Below are 17,715 nucleotides of genomic sequence, written 5' to 3'. Positions count from 1 at the left end.
CGGCGACGAGGACCAGAGCCGACACGATACCGCCGATCGCCACCAAGGCGGCCAGTGCGGTCGCCAGGGAGAACCCCGCGGCGGGGAACTCGTCGGGGTAGCGCGCCATGATGGCGGCCCGATCGAAATGGCGATCGGAAAAGGGGCTTTGCGGCACGACCGGCGCCGTCATCGGCCACCCTCCGCGCCGAGAACGCGATGCCGCAGGGTTTCGGTCAGCATGTCGATCGCCACCACGGTGATGATGATCATGAGCAGGATGGCGCTCACGTCGGTGTAGTAGAACTTCCGGATCGCCTCGACCAAGTCCTGACCGATACCGCCGGCGCCGACATAGCCCATGATGGCCGCGCCGCGGACATTGACCTCGAAGCGCAACAGCATGTAGCTGGCATAGTTGGTCAGGATCTGCGGCAGGACCGCGAAGCGGACCGTCTCAACGAAACCGGCGCCCGTGGAGACGAGACCTTCGACCGGTTTCATGTCGATGTTTTCGACGACTTCGGAAAAGAGCTTGCCGAGCGCCCCCATCGTGTGGATGGCGATGGCCAACACGCCCGGCACCGGCCCTAGCCCGAAGGCGACCACGAAGATCAGCGCGAAAACGATCTCCGGGACTGTGCGGCAGAATTCGAGATAGCGCCGGGCGGCGAAGCGCAGGGCCGGCGAGCGGACCAGATTGCCGGCCGCCGCGAAGGACAGCAGGAAGGCGCCCAGCGCCCCGACCAGCGTACCCACATAGGCGATCAGCAGCGTTTCGCCCAGCTGCCGCAGCCAGCGCTTCCAGCCCCAATACCATTCGGCGACGCCGGTATCGGCGGTGTCGAGGCGCAGCACCGGCAGGATGTCGTGGATGTATTTCGTGAAGCTGCCGAAATTGGCGAACAGTTTCGCGGGCTGGACATCGGCGAGCCAGCCGGCCAGCAGGATCGCCGCCACCAGCAGGCCGAAGCCGGTCAGAGTCCGCCGACGCCGCGCCGCGGTGGCCTCCTGATAGCCGCGTTCCAGACGGTCGCGGACGGCGGGATCGAGGCGGGGAAGCGTGTCGGCGCGCATGGATCCGGTTCGTCGGTTCGGCCGAGGCCGGGAACGGCCTGACGGGAAGGGCGACCGGTAGATGGATCCACCGGCCGCAAGAGGTGGGCGGGCCCGTCAGGGCCCGCCGCCTGCAATTTCGATCGAGCAATAGCTAGATGAAAGGATCGCACCGCGCCGGGGCAGTGGCGCGGTTCGCAATCTCACGAAGCCTTCTTCTTGCGCAGTTCGTCGACGAACTTGTTGAGGTCGACGATCGGCTGATAGGCCTTGTTGTCGGTCGGTTCGAACGGCTCGTTCTTGCCGTCGGAGATGCGATCGAAGGCCGCCTTGTCCTTCTTGGCCGCGTTCATGAAGGCATCGCGGATCTTGGCCTTCAGGTCTTCCGGCAGATTGGTCGGATAGGCGATCGGCGAATTCACGATCATGTCCGACTTGAAGATCACGCGGAAATCCTCGGCCTTGACCATCCCCTTGGTCGCCATGCGGGTCAGATTGGAATCGTCGTCCGCATTCAACCAGTTGGCGGCGACATCGACCGTTCCCTGGCCGAGCGCGATCACGGCATTCTCATGGCTGCCGGTATAGACGACCTTGCTGAAGAAGGTTTCCGGATCGATCTTCATCTTGTCGAGCGCGAAGCGCGGGACGTTGTTGCCCGAGGTCGAGTTCGGATCGACCAGGCCGAGATTCTTGCCCTTCAGGTCTTCGATCTTGGTATAGGGGCTGTCCTTCTTCACGTAGAAGACGGAGTAGTAGCCCTTGACGCCGCCCTTGGAGACTTCGATCGCGAAGGCGTCGATCTTGGAGCCGATCATCAGCGCGCGGGCGAAGCTGGACGGGCCGTAGTAACCGATATGGATCTGGCCGGCCTTCTGGCCTTCGATCAGGGCCGCATAGTCCTGCGCGACGCGCAGGGTGACCTTGGTGCCGATCTCGCGCGACAGATAGTCCATGAAGGGCTGGAAGCGGTCGGTCACGCCGGAGGCGTTCTCGGACGGGACGATGGCGAAGACCAGCTCGGGATACTTGGCCTTCCAGTCCTGGGCGATGGCGGGGCCGGCCGCGAAGGCGAGCGTGGCGGCGAGGGTGCCGAGAACGGCGCGACGATTGATCATGGGTTCGGATCTCCTTTGGGGATCGGCAGAAACGGAAACGGAAGGACTGGGATCGGCCGGCGTCAGGCAAAGGCCTTTTCGCGCTCGGCCTTGGGCGCCACGGGGACCGTCTCGTCGACCACGTCGCCGGCCTCCAGCCCGTAGAGCCGGCGCGCCACGTCGTCGGTCAGGTCAAAGCCCCGGCCGTCGAACACCACCTTGCCGGCCGCCATGCCGACGAGCCGGTCGCAATAGGCGCGCGCCAGATCGAGGGAATGCAGGTTGCACAGGACGGTGATGCCGAATTCCTTGTTGATGCGCTGCAGCGCATCCATGACCAGCTTGGTGTTGCGCGGATCGAGCGAGGCGATCGGCTCGTCGGCGAGCAGGATCTTGGGTTCCTGAACCAGGGCGCGGGCGATCGCCACGCGCTGCTGCTGGCCGCCGGACAGGCTCTCCGCGCGTTGATGCGCGAAGCTGCCCATGTCGAAGCTGTCGAGGGCCGAAAGCGCGATGGCCCGGTCGTCCGCGCTCCACAGGCGCAGCACGGAAGTGCCGGTCGAGACCTTGTTGAGCCGGCCGAGCAGCACATTGGTCAGCACGTCGAGCCGGCCGACCAGATTGAACTGCTGGAAGATCATGGCGCAGTCGGCGCGCCAGGCCCGCAGCGCCGCGCCATTGAGCGCGGTCACGTCGCGATCGCCGAAGCGGATCCGCCCGGCGGTCGGGTCGTTGAGGCGGTTGATCAGCCGAAGCAGGGTCGACTTGCCGGCGCCGGACCGGCCGATCACGCCGACGAAGCTGCCGGCCGGGATCTCCAGCGACACGTCGTCGACGGCTGCCTTGGTGCCGAAACGTCGCGTCAGGCCTTCGATGACGAGCATGGCAGTCTCCCGGACCCGTTTGGTCGGGACCAACAGCTACCCGTGCTCGGCAACGCTTTAGTGACATGCGAGGCCGGAGCCGCCCGCCGTCCGCCTGCTGTCCACCCTGGGGCGTCATCGGAGCGTCATCGGACGGGCGCACCAGCGCGCGATCTTTCGACGGAGCCCCGCCATGACCAAGACCCTCGGCCACGCGCCGCTGATCCACCCGACAGCCTCGGTGCGCGATGCCGAACTCGGCCGTTACACCGAGATCGGCGCCCGCACCGCCTTCGCCGAAAGCGCGCTCGGCGACTATTCCTACGTGGTCAACGATTCCAACATCATCTACACGCGGATCGGCAAGTTCTGCTCGATCGCGGCCATGACCCGGATCAATCCGGGCAATCATCAGATGCACCGCGCCACCCAGGCGCATTTCACCTACCGCGCCTCGGCCTATTTCCCGGACGAGCCGGACGAGGACGCCTTCTTCGACTGGCGCCGGTCGCAGCCGGTCACGCTCGGCCACGATGTCTGGATCGGCCACGGCGCCATAATCCTGCCGGGCCGCAGCATCGGCACCGGCGCGGTGGTGGCGGCTGGGGCGGTGGTGACCAAGGATGTCACGCCCTACACGATCGTGGCCGGCGTCCCGGCGCGCGTCGTCAAGCGCCGCTTTCCCGAGGCGATCGCGGACAGGCTGCAAGCGCTCGCCTGGTGGGACTGGAGCCACGAACGCCTGCACGCGGCCCTGCCGCAGTTCCGCGCCCTGTCGGTCGAGGCCTTCCTGGAAGCCCATGGCGGCTGATCGGCGGCGAGACGCCGCAGGCCCGAATTAATGGCCGCATAGGCACTTCAAATCGCGGTCCGGACGGGTCTGCCGATAGCATCCGGCCCATCAACCGCGATGGACAGGCCAATGAACGCTCCGATCGAAACGACCTTGCAGGCGCCGAACGAACTTCGCCGCCTCCAGACCATGCATAATGGCGACAAGGTCGTGCCGACCTTCTCGGCCGGCGAGATGCAGCGGCGCCAGGACGGGCTGCGCGCGGTGCTGGCCGATCTGAAGCTCGATGCGGCGGTCCTGACCAGCTACCACAACATCAACTACTATTCCGACTTCCTGTACTGCTCCTTCGGCCGCCGCTACGCGCTCGTCGTCACCGACGCCAAGGCGGTCACGGTCACGGCCGGCATCGATGCCGGCCAGCCCTATCGCCGCAGCTTCGGCGACAACATCACCTATACGGACTGGCGCCGGGACAACTATTTCCACGCCCTGCAGCAGGAACTGCCTGCCGCGAAGCGGATCGGCCTCGAGTTCGACCACATCAATCTCGACTTCTACAAGGCCATGCAGGAGGCCTTCCCGGGCGCCGAATTCGTCGATCTCGGCAAGCCGACCATGTGGATGCGGACGTTGAAATCCGAGGAGGAGATCGCGCTGATCCGCCAGGGCGCGCGCATCGCCGATCTCGGCGGCGCCGCAGTTTGCAACGCGGTCCGGGCCGGGGTGCGCGAGCACGAGGTCGCGCTCGCCGGGACGCAGGCCATGGTGCGCGAGATCGCCCGCACCTTCCCGCACGCGGAACTGATGGATACCTGGGTCTGGTTCCAGTCCGGCATCAACACCGACGGTGCCCACAATCCGGTCACCTCGCGCGCCGTGCAGCCGGGCGACATCCTGTCGCTCAACTGTTTCCCGATGATCGCCGGCTACTACACGGCGCTGGAACGGACGCTGTTCTGCGAACATGCCTCCGACGAGCATCTGCGCATCTGGGAGATCAACTGCGCGGTCCATCGGCGCGGGCTCGAACTGATCCGGCCGGGCGCGCGCTGCTCCGACGTGGCCCGCGAGCTGAACGAGATCTATCGCCAGCACGGCCTGCTCGGCTTCCGCTCCTTCGGCTACGGCCATTCCTTCGGGGTGCTCAGCCACTATTACGGGCGTGAGGCCGGGGTGGAACTGCGCGAGGACATCGACACGGTGCTGGCGCCCGGCATGGTCGTCTCGATGGAACCGATGCTGTCGATCCCGGAAGGCCTGCCGGGCGCGGGCGGCTACCGCGAGCACGACATCCTGGTCATCCGCGAGACCGGCGCCGAGAACATCACCGGCTTCCCGTTCGGCCCGGCGCACAACATCCTGCGCGCCTGAGCGCGGCGTCGGCCGCCGAAGTGGAGGCGGGCGGCTGGCTCGACCGCCGGGCGGCCGGCACGGGCCTTGCGTGGGCGGCACCCGATCCTGGTGGCCGCCCCGGCCCGACGATGGACATCCGCATGACCGCGCCGACGCGACAGCCCCTGCCTGCCTCCCTTTATGCCGAAACCGCCCGCCCGGCGCCGCCGGAAACCCGGCTCGACGGCGATCGCCGGGCCTCCGTCGCGATCGTCGGCGGCGGCTTCACGGGACTGTCGACCGCGCTGCACCTGGCCGAACGCGGCATCGAGGCCCTGGTTCTGGAGGCCCACGAACCCGGCTGGGGCGCCTCGGGGCGCAATGGCGGGCAGGTCAATCCGGGGCTCAAATGGGAACCGGACGAGCTGGAGGCCGCCTTCGGCCCGGAGCGCGGCGGCGCCATGGCGGCGCTCGGCGGTGGCGCACCCGACCTGGTCTTCGACCTGATCGCCCGCCACGCGATCGCCTGCGAGGCGGTGCGCGGCGGCACCCTGCGGGCGGCCGTCAACGACCGCTCGGAACGCTCGGTCCGTGCCGCCGCCGAAGGCTGGGCGCGGCGGCGTGCTCCCGTCGAATGGCTGGACGCGCCGGCCGCGGCCGCCATCACCGGCACCCTGGCCTATCGGGGCGTCTCGCTCGACCGGCGCGGCGGCAGCGTCAACCCGCTCGGCTATGCCCGGGGCCTGGCCGAGGCCGCGATCCGGGCCGGCGCGACGGTGGCGAGCGGCGCACCGGTGACCCGCCTCGTCCCGGCCGGCTCTGGCTGGAGGCTCGAAACCCCCAGCGGCACCGTGACGGCCGATCATGTCGTTCTCGCCACCAACGGCTATACGGACGGGCTCTGGCCGCGCCTGAAGGCGACCGTCGCGCCGGTCTTCAGCGCCATCGCGGCGACCGCGCCGCTGCCGCCCGAGGTCGCCGCCGCCATCCTGCCGGCGCGGCCGGTGCTCTACGAGATCTCGGCGCGCTATGCCTACTACCGGCTCGACGCGGCCGGCCGCTTCCTGATGGGCGGGCGCAGCGTACCGCGCGACAGTGCCGACCCGGCCGACTATCGCGGCCTCGTCGCCCATGCGCTGGAGCTCTTCCCCGCGCTGCGGACCGCGGAATGGCGTCAGGTCTGGAACGGCCGCGTCGCGGTCACGGCCGACCATCTGCCGCATCTGCACGAGCCGGCGCCGAACCTTCATATCGGGCTCGGCTACAATGGCCGCGGCGTCGCCATGGCGACCGCGATGGGCCGGATTCTTGCGGAGCGCATCGCCGGCGCCCGGCCCGAGGATCTGCCGCTGCCGGTCACGCCCGTCACGCCGATGCGGTTCCATCCGTTCTGGCCGGTCGGCGTGAAGACCGCGCTCGCCTGGGGCCTGCTGAAGGAACGGCTCGGCTTCTGAGCCGCTGCGATCCCGTCACGCCACCATGTCGTGCGCCGAGGCGGCGAACAGGTCGGCGATCCGCGCGGCCAGCGATTCGATATGGGCGGAGGCCTTGCCGGGGCGCAGATAGATGCCGGCGACCAGATCGGTCAGCGCCGGCATGCCGGACGCCGGGCGGGCGAGACCGACCAGCTTCGGCGGCAGGATGTCGCGCGAGAAGGCCGTAACGCCGAAGCCGGTGGTCAGCGCGGCCTCCAGCCCGGCAAGGCTCGGGCTGGTATAGACGATGTCGTAGGCCCGGCCGTCGCGCTGCAGCGCCGCGAGCATCGCGCGCCGATACAGGCAGCCCTCCGGATAGGCGACCAGCCGCAGGACGCCGTCCTCGTCGACCGCTTCGTCCGGCAGCCCGACCCAGGACAGCGGCTGGCGCCAGGACATCCAGGCCCCTTCCGCGGCGCTGCCCTCCGACATGGCGACGATCAGATCGAAGCCGCCCTCCCGGAAGGCCGAGAACAGATTGACGGAGAGATCGCACACGACATCGAAACCGGCACCTTCGCTGCGGGCATGCCGGTCGGCCAGGAGCAGCGGCAGGAAATGGTCGGCATAGTCGTTGGGCAGGCCGATCTTGAGCCGCCCGCCGAGCTGCCGGCGCGACAGCTTGACGACCAGTTCATCGTTCAGCGACAGGATGCGGCGCGCATAATTGGCGACCAGCTGCCCGTTCTCGGTCAACAGCGTGCCGCCGGAATCCTTTTCGAAGAGCGGTGCCCCGATCAGGTCCTGCAGGCGCTTGATCTGCAGGCTGATGGCCGGCTGGGACCGCCCGAGCCGCTCGCCCGCGCGGGTATATCCCTTCAGGTCGATCACGGTCACGAAGGCCCTGAGAAGGTCGGTCGGGATGTTGCGCATGAGGGTCTCCGGTCGCGACGATGACACCATGGGCCGCCGTCCCGTGCAAGCCGAAGCGGCAGTCGGCACGGTGCACGGATTCTGAGCATTGTGTGGCCAAGGCCACGCTTGGGTTTCAGGTGGGGCGATCGCGACGGACGGTTCCCGCCGGTCTCCCGAATACTGGCCTTCAACCTTTTGATTTCATGTATGGAATCTCATGCCTGCGGGGCCCGTGGGTCAGCCTTTGGCGGCCGACCATTCCGCGCCTCCGTTGGCGGAGGCGCACCCGCGGATGCCCAGGCATTGGGCGGGCATGTCTTCTGATCGGACAGAGTAAAGGCGCCAAAATGCCTTTGATTCCAATGAATATCGAACGCTTATCGGGAGATTTAGGATTCTCATTTCGTCGGATGCCGGAGTGTCCGGCATGCTTCGAACCGAAGTCGCCGCTGCCATGATTGGCGGGCCTGCCGGCGGGATTGAGTACGAAGGACCGAATGGCATGCAACATGCAGTGCGGGTCGCCGGCGATACGGAATTCGACCCGGAGACTTGGGCGACCGATCTGGGTCGCCATGGTCGGGAGGCAGTATCCCGCAGTGCAGGATCGGGGACTTTGAACGTGAGCAGGGCGGATCCCTTTGTCGAATTCTCCGGCGTCCAGAAGACATACGACGGCGAAACGCTGGTCGTGAAGAATCTCAACCTGGAGATCGCCCGCGGCGAGTTCCTGACGCTGCTCGGGCCGTCCGGTTCGGGCAAGACGACATCCCTGATGATGCTGGCCGGCTTCGAGGCGCCGACCCACGGCACCATCACGCTGGACGGCCGGCCGCTCAACCGGGTGCCGCCGGAGAAGCGCGACATCGGCATGGTGTTCCAGAACTATGCCCTGTTTCCGCACATGACCGTCGCCGAGAATGTCGCTTTCCCGCTCCGGGTGCGCAACGTGGCCGGGCCGGCCATCTTCGAGCGGGTCAAGCGCGCCCTCGACATGGTGCATCTGACCTCGTTCACGGCGCGGCGCCCCGGCCAGCTGTCCGGTGGCCAGCAGCAGCGCGTGGCGCTCGCCCGTGCCCTCGTCTTCGAACCCAAGCTGGTCCTGATGGACGAGCCGCTCGGCGCGCTCGACAAGCAGCTGCGCGAGCACATGCAGATGGAGATCCGCCACATCCACGAGCGGCTCGGCGTCACCGTGGTCTACGTGACCCACGACCAATCCGAGGCGCTGACCATGTCGGACCGGGTCGCCGTCTTCAACGAGGGCGCGATCCAGCAGGTCGCGCCGCCGGACGAGATCTACGAGCGCCCGTCCAACTCCTTCGTGGCCCAGTTCATCGGCGAGAACAACCGCATGACCGGCACGGTCGATGAGCGCGACGGCGGCCAATGCCGCGTCCGGCTCGAGGACGGCACCGCGATCCTGGCGACCGCGGTCGAACAGGCGGTCGCCGGCGCCCGCTCGACGCTGTCGATCCGTCCGGAGCGGGTCCGCATCGAGCCGGCGCCCGGCTCGGTGTCGAACATCTTCGACGCGACTGTCGAGGAACTGATCTTCCACGGCGACCATCTGCGGGTGCGCGTCGCCTTCGGCGGCGTCCGCGACTTCGTCGTCAAGGTGCACAATTCCGACGATCGGCCGTCGCTCGCCGTCGGCGCGCCGGTCCGCATCGGCTGGCGCTCGGACGATTGCCGGGCGCTCGACGCCGTCGGTTGAATCCGGCACGGGCGCGGGCCCGTGCCGCTCCGGGGAATGCCGGCCTCAACCGGCTCGAAATGCAGCGCGCGCCCTTCGGGGCCTTCAAAGGGGAACTGAATTCATGTCCAAGACGACCATCCGTACGGCCGCCCTGGCGCTGGCCGCGCTGACCCTCGGCGCGGGTTCGGCATTCGCCCAGGATCTGACCATCACCTCCTGGGGCGGAGCCTACCAGAAGAGCCAGGACGAGGCCTACTTCAAGCCCTATACGGCGAAGACCAAGATCAAGATCACTCAGGAAGAGTATAACGGCGAGATCTCCAAGATCCGCGCCATGGTCGAATCCGGCAAGACCACCTGGGACGCCATCGACGTCGATGCCGCCACGGCGCAGCAGGGCTGCGACGAAGGCATCCTGCTGCAGATCGACTATTCCAAGTTCGGCGGCAAGGACAAGTTCGTGAAGGGCTCGACCTTCGAATGCGCCGTGCCGACGATCATCTATTCGACGATCTATGCCTATGACGCTGACAAGATCAAGGACGGCCCGAAGACCATCGGCGACCTGTTCGACACCAAGAAGTGGCCGGGCAAGCGCGCCCTGCAGAAGACCCCGTTCGGCAATCTCGAATTCGCCCTGATGGCCGACGGCGTTCCGGTCGACAAGGTCTACGAGGTGCTGAAGACCAAGGAAGGCGTCGATCGCGCCTTCAAGAAGCTCGACACCATCAAGAAGGACGTCGTCTGGTGGGAGGCCGGCGCGCAGCCGCCGCAGCTGCTCGCCTCCGGCGAGGTGGTGATGGCGACCGCCTGGAACGGCCGCATCTTCGGCGCCAACAAGACCGACAAGCGCAACTTCAAGATCGTCTGGGACGGCCAGTTGCAGGACTGGGACCTGTGGGCGATCCCGAAGGGCGTGAAGAGTCTCGACGCGACCTATGCGTTCCTGCAGTTCGCCTCCTCGCCCGAGCAGCAGGCCGAGCAGACCAAGTACATCTCCTACGGCCCGGCTCTCGCCGCCGCGACGCCGCATATCGCGCCGGACATCCTGAAGGATCTGCCGACCGCGCCGGAAAACGCCAAGACCGCTCTCGCCAACGACCCGGTCTTCTGGGGCGACAACGGCGAGGAACTGCGCAAGCGCTTCAACACCTGGCTCGCCCAGTGATCGGATGACGGCTTCGATCTGACGGATCCTTCGGCCCGGACCGCCCATCGGCGCGGCCCGGGCCGGCCTCCCCATCCGCATCCCGCCCTGCCGGGCGACCGAGGACCGGAATGAGCTCAACGACCGCCCCTGCCCTTGCCGCCGGCACCGGACCGGACGGCCTTTCGCTGAAGGCGAGCCTCGCCCGGGCGGAACGCCGCAGCCGGCTGGTCTCCCTCGCGCTGGTCACGCCGCTGCTCCTGTTCATCGTCGCCAGCTTCTGCATCCCTCTCGGCTTCATGCTCTACCGGGCGATCGACAATCCCGAGGTGGCCGAGACCCTGCCGGCGACCGTCGCCGCCATGAAGGGCTGGACCCAGGGCGGCGTTCCCGAAGAACCCGTCTTCGCCGCGCTCGCCGCCGACCTGATCGCAGCCCAGAAGGCGCGCACCACCGGCCTCGTCGGCAAGCGCGTCAACTACGAGATCCCGGGCGCCCGCTCGAAATTCCTCAAGGTCGGCCGCGAACTGGAACGCGCCCCGGCCGGCGGTCCCTGGAAGCCGATCTTCGAGAAGAGCGACCCGCAATGGACTGACCCGGTCTTCTGGTCGGCGCTGAAGCGGATCGGCCAGCCGATGACGGCGTTCTACCTGCTCTCCGCCGTCGACCTGCGCCTCGACCAGACCGGCGCCCTGACCCGCCAGGTGCCAGACCAGGCGATCTTCCTCGACGTGCTGTTCCGCACGCTCTGGATCAGCCTCCTGGTGACGGTCTCGACGCTGGTGCTCGGCTATCCGATCGCCCATCTGCTGGCGAGCCTGCCGCCGCGCCACGCCAATCTCCTGATGCTCCTGGTGCTGCTGCCCTTCACCACCTCGATCCTGGTGCGCACCACCGCCTGGGTGGTGCTCCTGCAGACCAACGGCGTGCTCAACGACGTGATGGTCTGGCTCGGGCTGCTCGATGAGCGCATCCAGCTGATCTACAATCGCTTCGGCACCGTCCTGGCGATGACCCACATCCAGCTGCCGTTCACGGTGCTGCCGATCTACAGCGTGATGAAGGGCATCTCGCCGGCCCATATGCGCGCTGCGCGCTCTCTCGGTGCCGGCCCGGTCTATGCCTTCACGCGGGTTTACATGCCGCAGACGCTGCCCGGGGTCGGCGCCGGCTGCCTGCTCACCTTCATCCTGTCGCTCGGCTATTACATCACCCCGGCCCTGGTCGGCGGTCCGCTCGACCAGATGATCAGCTATTTCGTCGCGCTCTACACCAACCGCGAGCTGAACTGGGGCCAGGCCTCGGCACTCGGCGCCGTGCTCCTGGCGGTGACCATGGTGTTCTACGCGATCTTCAACCGCCTCGTCGGCATCGACAAGGTCAAGCTCGGGTAGCGACATGGCTCTTCCGTCCTATGCCTCGCGCGGCGAGCGCCTGACCCACGCCGCCTATCTCGGCTTCTGCGTCCTCGTCTTCATCTTCCTGGTGACGCCGATCCTGGTCATCGTGCCGCTCTCCTTCTCGAGCGAGCCGTGGTTCACCTATCCGCTGCCGGGGCTCTCGTTGCGCTGGTACGAGGACTTCTTCGGCAACGAGCGCTGGGTGGTGGCGATCAAGAACAGCGCCATCGTCGGCTTCGCCTCGACGCTGCTGGCGACCACCCTCGGCACGCTCGCCGCCCTCGGCTTGTCGCGCGGCAACCTGCCCTATCGCGGGCTGATCATGTCGATCCTGATCTCCCCGATGGTCGTGCCGGTGGTCATCACCGCCGTGGCGATGTATTTCGCCTATGCGCTGGTCGGCCTCAACAACAGCTATCTCGGCCTGATCCTGGCCCATACGGCGCTGTCGACGCCCTTCGTGGTGATCACCGTCACGGCGACGCTGACCGGCTTCGACCGCTCGCTGACCCGCGCCGCCGCCAGCCTCGGCGCCGCGCCCTGGACGGTGTTCCGGATCGTGACCCTGCCGATCATCGCGCCCGGCGTGGTCTCCGGCGCGCTGTTCGCCTTCGTCACCTCCTGGGACGAGGTCGTCGTCGCGCTGTTCCTGGCGAGCCCCGAGCAGAGGACGCTGCCGCGGCAGATGTTCTCCGGCATCCGCGAGCAGATCTCGCCGACCATCACCGCCGCCGCCACCTTCCTGATCGTCTTCGCCGCCCTCCTGATGACGACGCTCGAACTGCTGCGCCGCCGCTCGGAGCGCCTTGCCCGCGGCCGCTGATCCCCCCATTCCGGAGCCCCATCCCATGAGCCACGGCTACGAAAAGGGCCGCCTCGACCTGCCCTTCGTCGGTCACTGCACCTTCGGCAAGCGCCCGATCGTCACCGATTGGGACGCCATCGACGCCGACGTGGCGGTGCTCGGCATTCCCTACGACATGGGCACCCAGTACCGGTCCGGCGCCCGCTTCGGGCCGCGCGCCATCCGCGAGGCCTCGACGCTGTTCTCCTTCGGCCATGGCGGCGCCTACGACCACGAGGACGACGCCACCTACCTGCCGCTCGACCAGGTCCGCATCGTCGATGCCGGCGACGCCGACATCGTCCATACCGACACGGTCCGCAGCCACGCCAATGCCGAACTGGCGGTGCGCAAGATCCTCGCCGCCGGCGCCCTGCCGGTGGTGCTCGGCGGGGATCATGCCATCAACATTCCCTGCATCCGCGCCTTCTCGGAGCATGGGCCGATCCACATCCTGCAGATCGACGCCCATCTCGACTTCGTCGACGTGCGACATGGCGTGACGGAGGGCCACGGCAACCCGATGCGCCGCGCCGCCGAGCAGGCCCATGTCACCGGCCTGACCCAGATCGGCATCCGCAACGTCTCCTCGACCGCCCGCGAGGGCTACGAGGACGCCCGGTCGCGCGGGTCGACCATCCTGTCGGTGCGCCAGGTGCGCAAGGCCGGCCGTGATGCCGTGCTGGCGACCATTCCGGCCGGCGCGCGCGTCTACGTGACCATCGACATCGACGGCTTCGACCCGTCGATCGCGCCCGGCACCGGCACGCCGAGTCATGGCGGCTTCCTCTACTATGAGGTGATGGAGATCCTGCAGGCGCTGGCGGCAAGCCACGCGGTGGTCGGCATCGACCTGGTCGAGGTCGCGCCCGCATACGACCCCAGCGGAATCACGGGTTTCCTCGCCGCCCAGGTGCTGCTCAACTTCCTCGGCTACATCTTCGAGGCGAAGCGCAAGGCCGGGGCCTGATCGGGCCTTTGACCGCGCGGCGCCTCTCACAAGCACAGGACGGACCGGACAGGATGGGACCGACGATCGAAGCGGTCGAGACCGACCACGCCCTGCCGCCCGAGACCGACGTGGTCGTCGTTGGCGGCGGCATCATCGGCGCCTCGGCGGCGCTCTGGCTGGCCGAGGCCGGCATCCCGACGGTCCTGTGCGAGAAGGGCGTGCTGGCCGGCGAGCAATCGAGCCGGAACTGGGGCTGGTGCCGCGTCACCGGCCGCGATCCGCGCGAGGTGCCGCTGGTCGACCACGCGATCCGGCTGTGGGACGGCATGGACCGGCGCATCAACGGCGAGACCGGCTTCCGCCATTCCGGCATCTGCTATTCCTGCGAGACCGAGGCCGAGGTCGCCCGCCGCGAACAGTGGCTGAACGACTGCGCCCGCCCGAACGGGCTCGATACCCGCCTTCTCGGCAAGGCCGAGATGGCCGAGCTCTTCCCCGGCGGCCGGGCCTATGCGGGCGGGCTCTATTCGGCCTCGGACGGACGGGCGGAGCCGCAAAAGGCGGTGCCGGCGATCGTGGCGTCCGCCCGGCGCAAGGGCGCGATCGTGCGCGAGGGCTGCGCGGTGCGCGGTGTCGAGACCACCGCCGGCCGCGTCTCGGCCGTGGTCACCGAGCATGGCACCATCCGCTGCAAGGCCGTGATCTACGCGGCCGGGGCCTGGACCAGCCTGCTCGCCCGCGGCGCCGGCATCCGCCTGCCGCAGTTGAAGGTGCGCTCCTCGGTGCTGCGCACCGACCCGCTCGACGGGCTGCCCGAGACCGCCATGTGGGCGGGCGACTTCGCCTTCCGCAAGCGGCTCGACGGCGGCTACACCATCGCCGACGGCCATTCGAGCGTCGCCGAGATCACCCCGGACAGCTTCCGTTTTCTCGTCGACTTCGCGCCGCTCGCCCTGATGGAGTTCCGCAACTACAAGCTCCGCCTCGGCGCCCGTTTCTTCGACGAGGCGGCGACCTGGAAGCCGGCGCCGCTCGACCGCAAGAGCGTCTTCGAAAGCGTCCGCATCCTCGATCCCGAGCCCGACCGGGCCGCCCTGCAGCGCGGCCTCGGCCGGCTGACGGCGGCCTTCCCGGGCTTCGCCAAGGCGCGGATTGCACAGACCTGGGCCGGCTTCATCGATGCGACGCCGGATGCCGTGCCGGTCATCTCGCCCGTCGACGCGCTGCCGGGCCTCGTCATCGCGACCGGCTTCTCCGGCCACGGCTTCGGCATCGGACCCGCCGCCGGCCAGCTCGCCGCCGAACTCGCCACCGGCGCGCCGCCGATCGTCGATCCCGTCCCCTATCGCTTCGCCCGCTTCACCGACGGCTCCCGCGCCCGCCCGATCGGCGGCCTGTAGCGCGGGGCGCCTTCGGTCGGTGCGGCGCGATCCGGGGTCGCGGTCAGAGGCCCTTCGGGTTGGCCATGAATTCCTCGATGATTTCCGGCGGCGGCTTGATGAAGTCCGAGGTCCGGGACGCGCCGAGGCCGGTCAGGCGGCGCAGCTTGACCGCCATCTCGGCCATCTTGACCACGATGGGAATGCCGTTGATCACCGGTGCGCCGTCGACGGCGTGGTTCTTCAGCGCTGAGAACAGCAGCATCGGGATGCCGCCGCCGGGAATGAGCACGTCGCACCCCGACGCCACCAGCGGCTTGGCCTGCGCCTCGAACAGGGCCTCGACCTCGCGCGCCAGATCCTCGGATTCGTAGGCGCGCAGGATCTGGCCGGGCTCGAACTGCATGGCGTGGACCCCGGTCACGCGCTCCTTCAGCCCGTATTTGCCGATCTGGTGGTGAAACCACGGGATGAAGCGCGTGTTGATGGTCACGATGCCGGTGCGCTGCCCGAGCTGGGCGGCATAGAGCATCGAGGCTTCGCCGAGGGCGACGACCGGAATGTCGACCACCGAGCGCGCCTCGTAGAGCCCGGCATCCTGGAAATGCCCGATCACGAAGGCGTCGTAGCCCTCCCGCTCGGCCCGGACAGCGTTGCAGATCACCTCGCGGGCACAGCGGAGTTCGACGATCGCGTGGGCGTAGTTGTCGTGCGGCGTGATGCCGTGGATGTCGACGGTCGTGCCCTCGTCGACGATGTCCTTCAGATGCAGGCGCAACCGATCCCAGTAGGTCTTGCCGTGCTCGTAGTCGACATAGCTCTGATACCAGATGCGCATCGGTTTGGTCATGACGATTTCCCCCCGGCAAGGCGTCCGATTGGGTTTCGAGATGGTGACGGCATTCCTGCGCAGAACGAGGACGCCAGCTACTTCGCGATATGGTTGGGCAGCCAGAGTGCGATGTCGGGGAAGGCGGTCAGGATCAGGATCAGCAGCAGCGTGCAGCCGATATAGGGCATCGCCGCCAGCGCGACCGCGCCGAGCCGCGTGCCCGGTGGCCCGACCCCGACCATGATGAACAGCAGAAGCCCGAAGGGCGGCGTGGCGAGCGACAGTTCGAGCGCCAGCAGCATCACGAGCCCGAACCAGATCGGCTCGAAGCCGAGCTGGATGATCAGCGGGAAGAAGATCGGGATGGTCAGCATCATCATGGACAGCTGGTCCATGAACATGCCGAGCACCAGCAGGGCGAGCAGCATCAGGAGCAGCAGCATATAGGGGCTGAGGTCGTAGCCGAGCGCGATCTTGATGATGCTGGTGGTCGCGCCCGTATAGGCGACGATCTGCGAGAAGGTGGTCGAGCCGAGCAGGATGAAGAAGGTCATGGCGGTGACCGCCAGGGCGCCCTTCATCGAGCGGACGATCGCCGTCCAGGTCAGGCAGCGATAGAGGATCGCGAGCACGACGACCGAGACGGTGCCGAAGGCGGCCGCTTCCGACGGCGTCGCCCAGCCGAGCAGGATCAGCCCGATCACCGCGAAGACGACCAGGCCCATCGGCAGCACGTTGACGACCAGCGCCCGGATCTTCTCCGCCCAGCTGGCGCGCGGCACGTCGTAGGCCGGCGCCGCGTCGGGATCGAGGGCGAGCTGGATGCGCACCATGGCGACATACATGCTGGCCAGGATCACGCCCGGGATGACGCCGGCCATCAGCAGTGCACCGACATCGAGCCGGGCGAGCGAGGCGAGCAGCACCGCCAGCGACGAGGGCGGGATGATCATGGCGAGGCCGCCGGTCGACAGGATCGGCCCGTTGATAATGTAGGGCTTGTAGCCCCGCTTCAGCATCTCCGGCACCATCAGGGCGCCGAGCAGGGCGGTGTTGGCGAGCGAGGAGCCCGACAGCGCCGCGAACAGCGTGCCGCCGCCGATGGTCAGGTAGGTCAGCCGGCCGCGGATGTTGCCCATCCACTTGTCGAGCGCGTCGAAGACCCGCATCGCCAGGCCGGTATGGAAGAACAGTTCGCCCATGATGACGAAGAGCGGCACCGGTGCGAGCGTGAAGGTGGTGACCGCGTCGGTCGCGTTGGCGATCATCTGGTCGATTCCGGCGAGGCCGCCCATGAAGACGACGACGCCGACGATGTTGATGGAGAAGAACGCGAAGGCGACCGGCATGCCGATGCCGAGGAAGAGGAGCACGCCGCCGAACATCAGGCTCGCGGCCAGGGCCCAATCGATCATGTCCGCCTCCCCTCAGTGCCGCTCGCCTTCGCCCGCGCGGACGCGGCCGACGGCGATCAGGCGCAGAAGTTCGAGCGCGATCAGCGCCATGCCGACCCCGATCATGGCGTAGGTGAGCCAGCCGGGCAGGGTGATCGAGCGCATGTCGAGCGAGCCGGAGCGGTATTCCTCCAGTGCGAGCGCCAGCGCCCGCCAGGCGATCAGGCCCGAGATGGCCGCGCAGGAGAGGATCACCAGGCGGCCGAGCGCGTCGTGCAGCGCCTTGGGCAGCATCTCGATGAAGGTCGTGATGGCGACGTGGCCGCCGTTGCGCACCAGCCAGGGCGAGCCCGCCATGGTCGAGAAGAGCAGGACATATTCGACGGTGGCGCTGGTCCAGCGGAACGGCCGGCCGCCGAGATTGCGCACCATCACGTCGGCCACGATGGCCAGCGTGATGAAGGCGAGGCTGGCCGCGGCCGCGACGGCGAGGCCGTAGATCAGGGCATCGTAGGTGCGGGACACGGGGCGCATGCGGGCTCGCAGGGCTGGAGGGGATCGGGACGCGCCACGCGCGAGGACAAGGTGCCGCGGCCGGACCGGGCCGGCCGCGGA

General features: G+C 68.0%; 16 protein-coding genes. 9 read left to right on the top strand and 7 right to left on the bottom strand.

Annotation, left to right across the window (positions count from 1 at the left end):
- Positions 1-168: 168 nt before the first annotated feature.
- From phnE to phnC, 3 genes are all read right to left on the bottom strand, one after another.
- Positions 169-1,056, bottom strand: a complete 888-nt coding sequence (gene phnE, locus KL771_RS09920; RefSeq protein ID WP_261968374.1) for a phosphonate ABC transporter, permease protein PhnE — start codon at positions 1,054-1,056, stop codon at positions 169-171.
- 182 nt (positions 1,057-1,238) lie between these two features.
- Positions 1,239-2,153: a phosphonate ABC transporter substrate-binding protein gene (gene phnD / locus KL771_RS09915; protein WP_261968373.1), complete on the bottom strand. Its 915-nt coding sequence runs from the start codon at positions 2,151-2,153 to the stop codon at positions 1,239-1,241.
- 62 nt (positions 2,154-2,215) lie between these two features.
- Positions 2,216-3,016 carry a phosphonate ABC transporter ATP-binding protein gene (phnC, locus tag KL771_RS09910; RefSeq protein ID WP_261968372.1) on the bottom strand — a complete coding sequence of 267 codons (801 nt, stop codon included), beginning with the start codon at positions 3,014-3,016 and terminating at the stop codon, positions 2,216-2,218.
- Between the two features lie 172 nt (positions 3,017-3,188).
- Here phnC and KL771_RS09905 point away from each other — a divergent pair, with 172 nt between their 5' ends.
- The 3 genes from KL771_RS09905 (at position 3,189) to KL771_RS09895 (ending at position 6,577) form a co-directional block, all read left to right on the top strand.
- Entirely contained in the window at positions 3,189-3,806 is a 618-nt protein-coding gene (locus KL771_RS09905; RefSeq protein ID WP_261968371.1) for a DapH/DapD/GlmU-related protein, read from the top strand.
- A gap of 111 nt (positions 3,807-3,917) precedes the next feature.
- Positions 3,918-5,162 carry a M24 family metallopeptidase gene (locus tag KL771_RS09900; RefSeq protein ID WP_390866574.1) on the top strand — a complete coding sequence of 415 codons (1,245 nt, stop codon included), beginning with the start codon at positions 3,918-3,920 and terminating at the stop codon, positions 5,160-5,162.
- 122 nt (positions 5,163-5,284) lie between these two features.
- A complete protein-coding gene (locus KL771_RS09895; RefSeq protein ID WP_261968370.1) occupies positions 5,285-6,577 on the top strand; it encodes an NAD(P)/FAD-dependent oxidoreductase in 1,293 nt (430 codons plus the stop codon).
- Between the two features lie 15 nt (positions 6,578-6,592).
- On the opposite strand, the gene KL771_RS09890 is transcribed toward KL771_RS09895, so the two are convergent.
- Positions 6,593-7,471: a LysR family transcriptional regulator gene (locus KL771_RS09890; RefSeq protein WP_261968369.1), complete on the bottom strand. Its 879-nt coding sequence runs from the start codon at positions 7,469-7,471 to the stop codon at positions 6,593-6,595.
- 604 nt (positions 7,472-8,075) lie between these two features.
- On the opposite strand from KL771_RS09890, the gene KL771_RS09885 reads away from it, so the two are divergent.
- The 6 genes from KL771_RS09885 (at position 8,076) to KL771_RS09860 (ending at position 14,895) form a co-directional block, all read left to right on the top strand.
- Positions 8,076-9,170 carry an ABC transporter ATP-binding protein gene (locus KL771_RS09885; RefSeq protein ID WP_261968368.1) on the top strand — a complete coding sequence of 365 codons (1,095 nt, stop codon included), beginning with the start codon at positions 8,076-8,078 and terminating at the stop codon, positions 9,168-9,170.
- Positions 9,171-9,273: 103 nt separating this feature from the next.
- The gene (locus KL771_RS09880; protein ID WP_261968367.1) at positions 9,274-10,320 is read left to right on the top strand and encodes an ABC transporter substrate-binding protein; all 1,047 of its coding nucleotides are present in this window, start codon (positions 9,274-9,276) and stop codon (positions 10,318-10,320) included.
- Positions 10,321-10,430: 110 nt separating this feature from the next.
- Complete coding sequence (locus tag KL771_RS09875; RefSeq protein WP_261968366.1) at positions 10,431-11,693, top strand: ABC transporter permease; 1,263 nt, start codon at positions 10,431-10,433, stop codon at positions 11,691-11,693.
- A 4-nt stretch (positions 11,694-11,697) separates the two neighbouring features.
- Positions 11,698-12,522: an ABC transporter permease gene (locus KL771_RS09870; protein WP_261968365.1), complete on the top strand. Its 825-nt coding sequence runs from the start codon at positions 11,698-11,700 to the stop codon at positions 12,520-12,522.
- A gap of 25 nt (positions 12,523-12,547) precedes the next feature.
- Positions 12,548-13,513, top strand: a complete 966-nt coding sequence (gene speB, locus KL771_RS09865; RefSeq protein ID WP_261968364.1) for an agmatinase — start codon at positions 12,548-12,550, stop codon at positions 13,511-13,513.
- Positions 13,514-13,566: 53 nt separating this feature from the next.
- Positions 13,567-14,895 (top strand): NAD(P)/FAD-dependent oxidoreductase, encoded by a 1,329-nt coding sequence (locus KL771_RS09860; RefSeq protein WP_261968363.1) that lies wholly within the window; start codon positions 13,567-13,569, stop codon positions 14,893-14,895.
- Between the two features lie 43 nt (positions 14,896-14,938).
- Here KL771_RS09860 and KL771_RS09855 read toward each other — a convergent pair whose 3' ends face one another.
- From KL771_RS09855 to KL771_RS09845, 3 genes are all read right to left on the bottom strand, one after another.
- On the bottom strand, positions 14,939-15,724 hold the full coding sequence (locus tag KL771_RS09855; RefSeq protein WP_261968362.1) for an aspartate/glutamate racemase family protein: 786 nt from the start codon (positions 15,722-15,724) through the stop codon (positions 14,939-14,941).
- 77 nt (positions 15,725-15,801) lie between these two features.
- A complete protein-coding gene (locus KL771_RS09850) occupies positions 15,802-17,121 on the bottom strand; it encodes a TRAP transporter large permease (RefSeq protein WP_315901493.1) in 1,320 nt (439 codons plus the stop codon).
- Positions 17,122-17,133: 12 nt separating this feature from the next.
- The gene (locus KL771_RS09845) at positions 17,134-17,634 is read right to left on the bottom strand and encodes a TRAP transporter small permease (RefSeq protein ID WP_261968361.1); all 501 of its coding nucleotides are present in this window, start codon (positions 17,632-17,634) and stop codon (positions 17,134-17,136) included.
- Positions 17,635-17,715 lie beyond the last annotated feature (81 nt).

Origin of the sequence: Prosthecodimorpha staleyi (genome assembly GCF_018729455.1) — a bacterium.
GTDB lineage: Bacteria > Pseudomonadota > Alphaproteobacteria > Rhizobiales > Ancalomicrobiaceae > Prosthecodimorpha > Prosthecodimorpha staleyi.
The sequence above is the reverse complement of the archived record's forward strand: the minus strand, read 5'-3'. Positions and strand labels throughout refer to the sequence as shown.

Excerpts from the sequence above, each read along its gene's own strand:
- KL771_RS09875 (WP_261968366.1), top strand. The coding sequence starts at position 10,431 with ATGAGCTCAACGACCGCCCCTGCCCTTGCCGCCGGCACCGGACCGGAC.
- KL771_RS09895 (WP_261968370.1), top strand. The coding sequence starts at position 5,285 with ATGACCGCGCCGACGCGACAGCCCCTGCCTGCCTCCCTTTATGCCGAA.
- KL771_RS09860 (WP_261968363.1), top strand. The coding sequence starts at position 13,567 with ATGGGACCGACGATCGAAGCGGTCGAGACCGACCACGCCCTGCCGCCC.
- phnC (WP_261968372.1), bottom strand. The coding sequence starts at position 3,016 with ATGCTCGTCATCGAAGGCCTGACGCGACGTTTCGGCACCAAGGCAGCC.
- KL771_RS09905 (WP_261968371.1), top strand. The coding sequence starts at position 3,189 with ATGACCAAGACCCTCGGCCACGCGCCGCTGATCCACCCGACAGCCTCG.
- KL771_RS09870 (WP_261968365.1), top strand. The coding sequence starts at position 11,698 with ATGGCTCTTCCGTCCTATGCCTCGCGCGGCGAGCGCCTGACCCACGCC.
- speB (WP_261968364.1), top strand. The coding sequence starts at position 12,548 with ATGAGCCACGGCTACGAAAAGGGCCGCCTCGACCTGCCCTTCGTCGGT.
- KL771_RS09855 (WP_261968362.1), bottom strand. The coding sequence starts at position 15,724 with ATGACCAAACCGATGCGCATCTGGTATCAGAGCTATGTCGACTACGAG.
- KL771_RS09845 (WP_261968361.1), bottom strand. The coding sequence starts at position 17,634 with ATGCGCCCCGTGTCCCGCACCTACGATGCCCTGATCTACGGCCTCGCC.
- KL771_RS09890 (WP_261968369.1), bottom strand. The coding sequence starts at position 7,471 with ATGCGCAACATCCCGACCGACCTTCTCAGGGCCTTCGTGACCGTGATC.
- KL771_RS09900 (WP_390866574.1), top strand. The coding sequence starts at position 3,918 with ATGAACGCTCCGATCGAAACGACCTTGCAGGCGCCGAACGAACTTCGC.
- KL771_RS09880 (WP_261968367.1), top strand. The coding sequence starts at position 9,274 with ATGTCCAAGACGACCATCCGTACGGCCGCCCTGGCGCTGGCCGCGCTG.
- phnD (WP_261968373.1), bottom strand. The coding sequence starts at position 2,153 with ATGATCAATCGTCGCGCCGTTCTCGGCACCCTCGCCGCCACGCTCGCC.
- KL771_RS09850 (WP_315901493.1), bottom strand. The coding sequence starts at position 17,121 with ATGATCGATTGGGCCCTGGCCGCGAGCCTGATGTTCGGCGGCGTGCTC.
- phnE (WP_261968374.1), bottom strand. The coding sequence starts at position 1,056 with ATGCGCGCCGACACGCTTCCCCGCCTCGATCCCGCCGTCCGCGACCGT.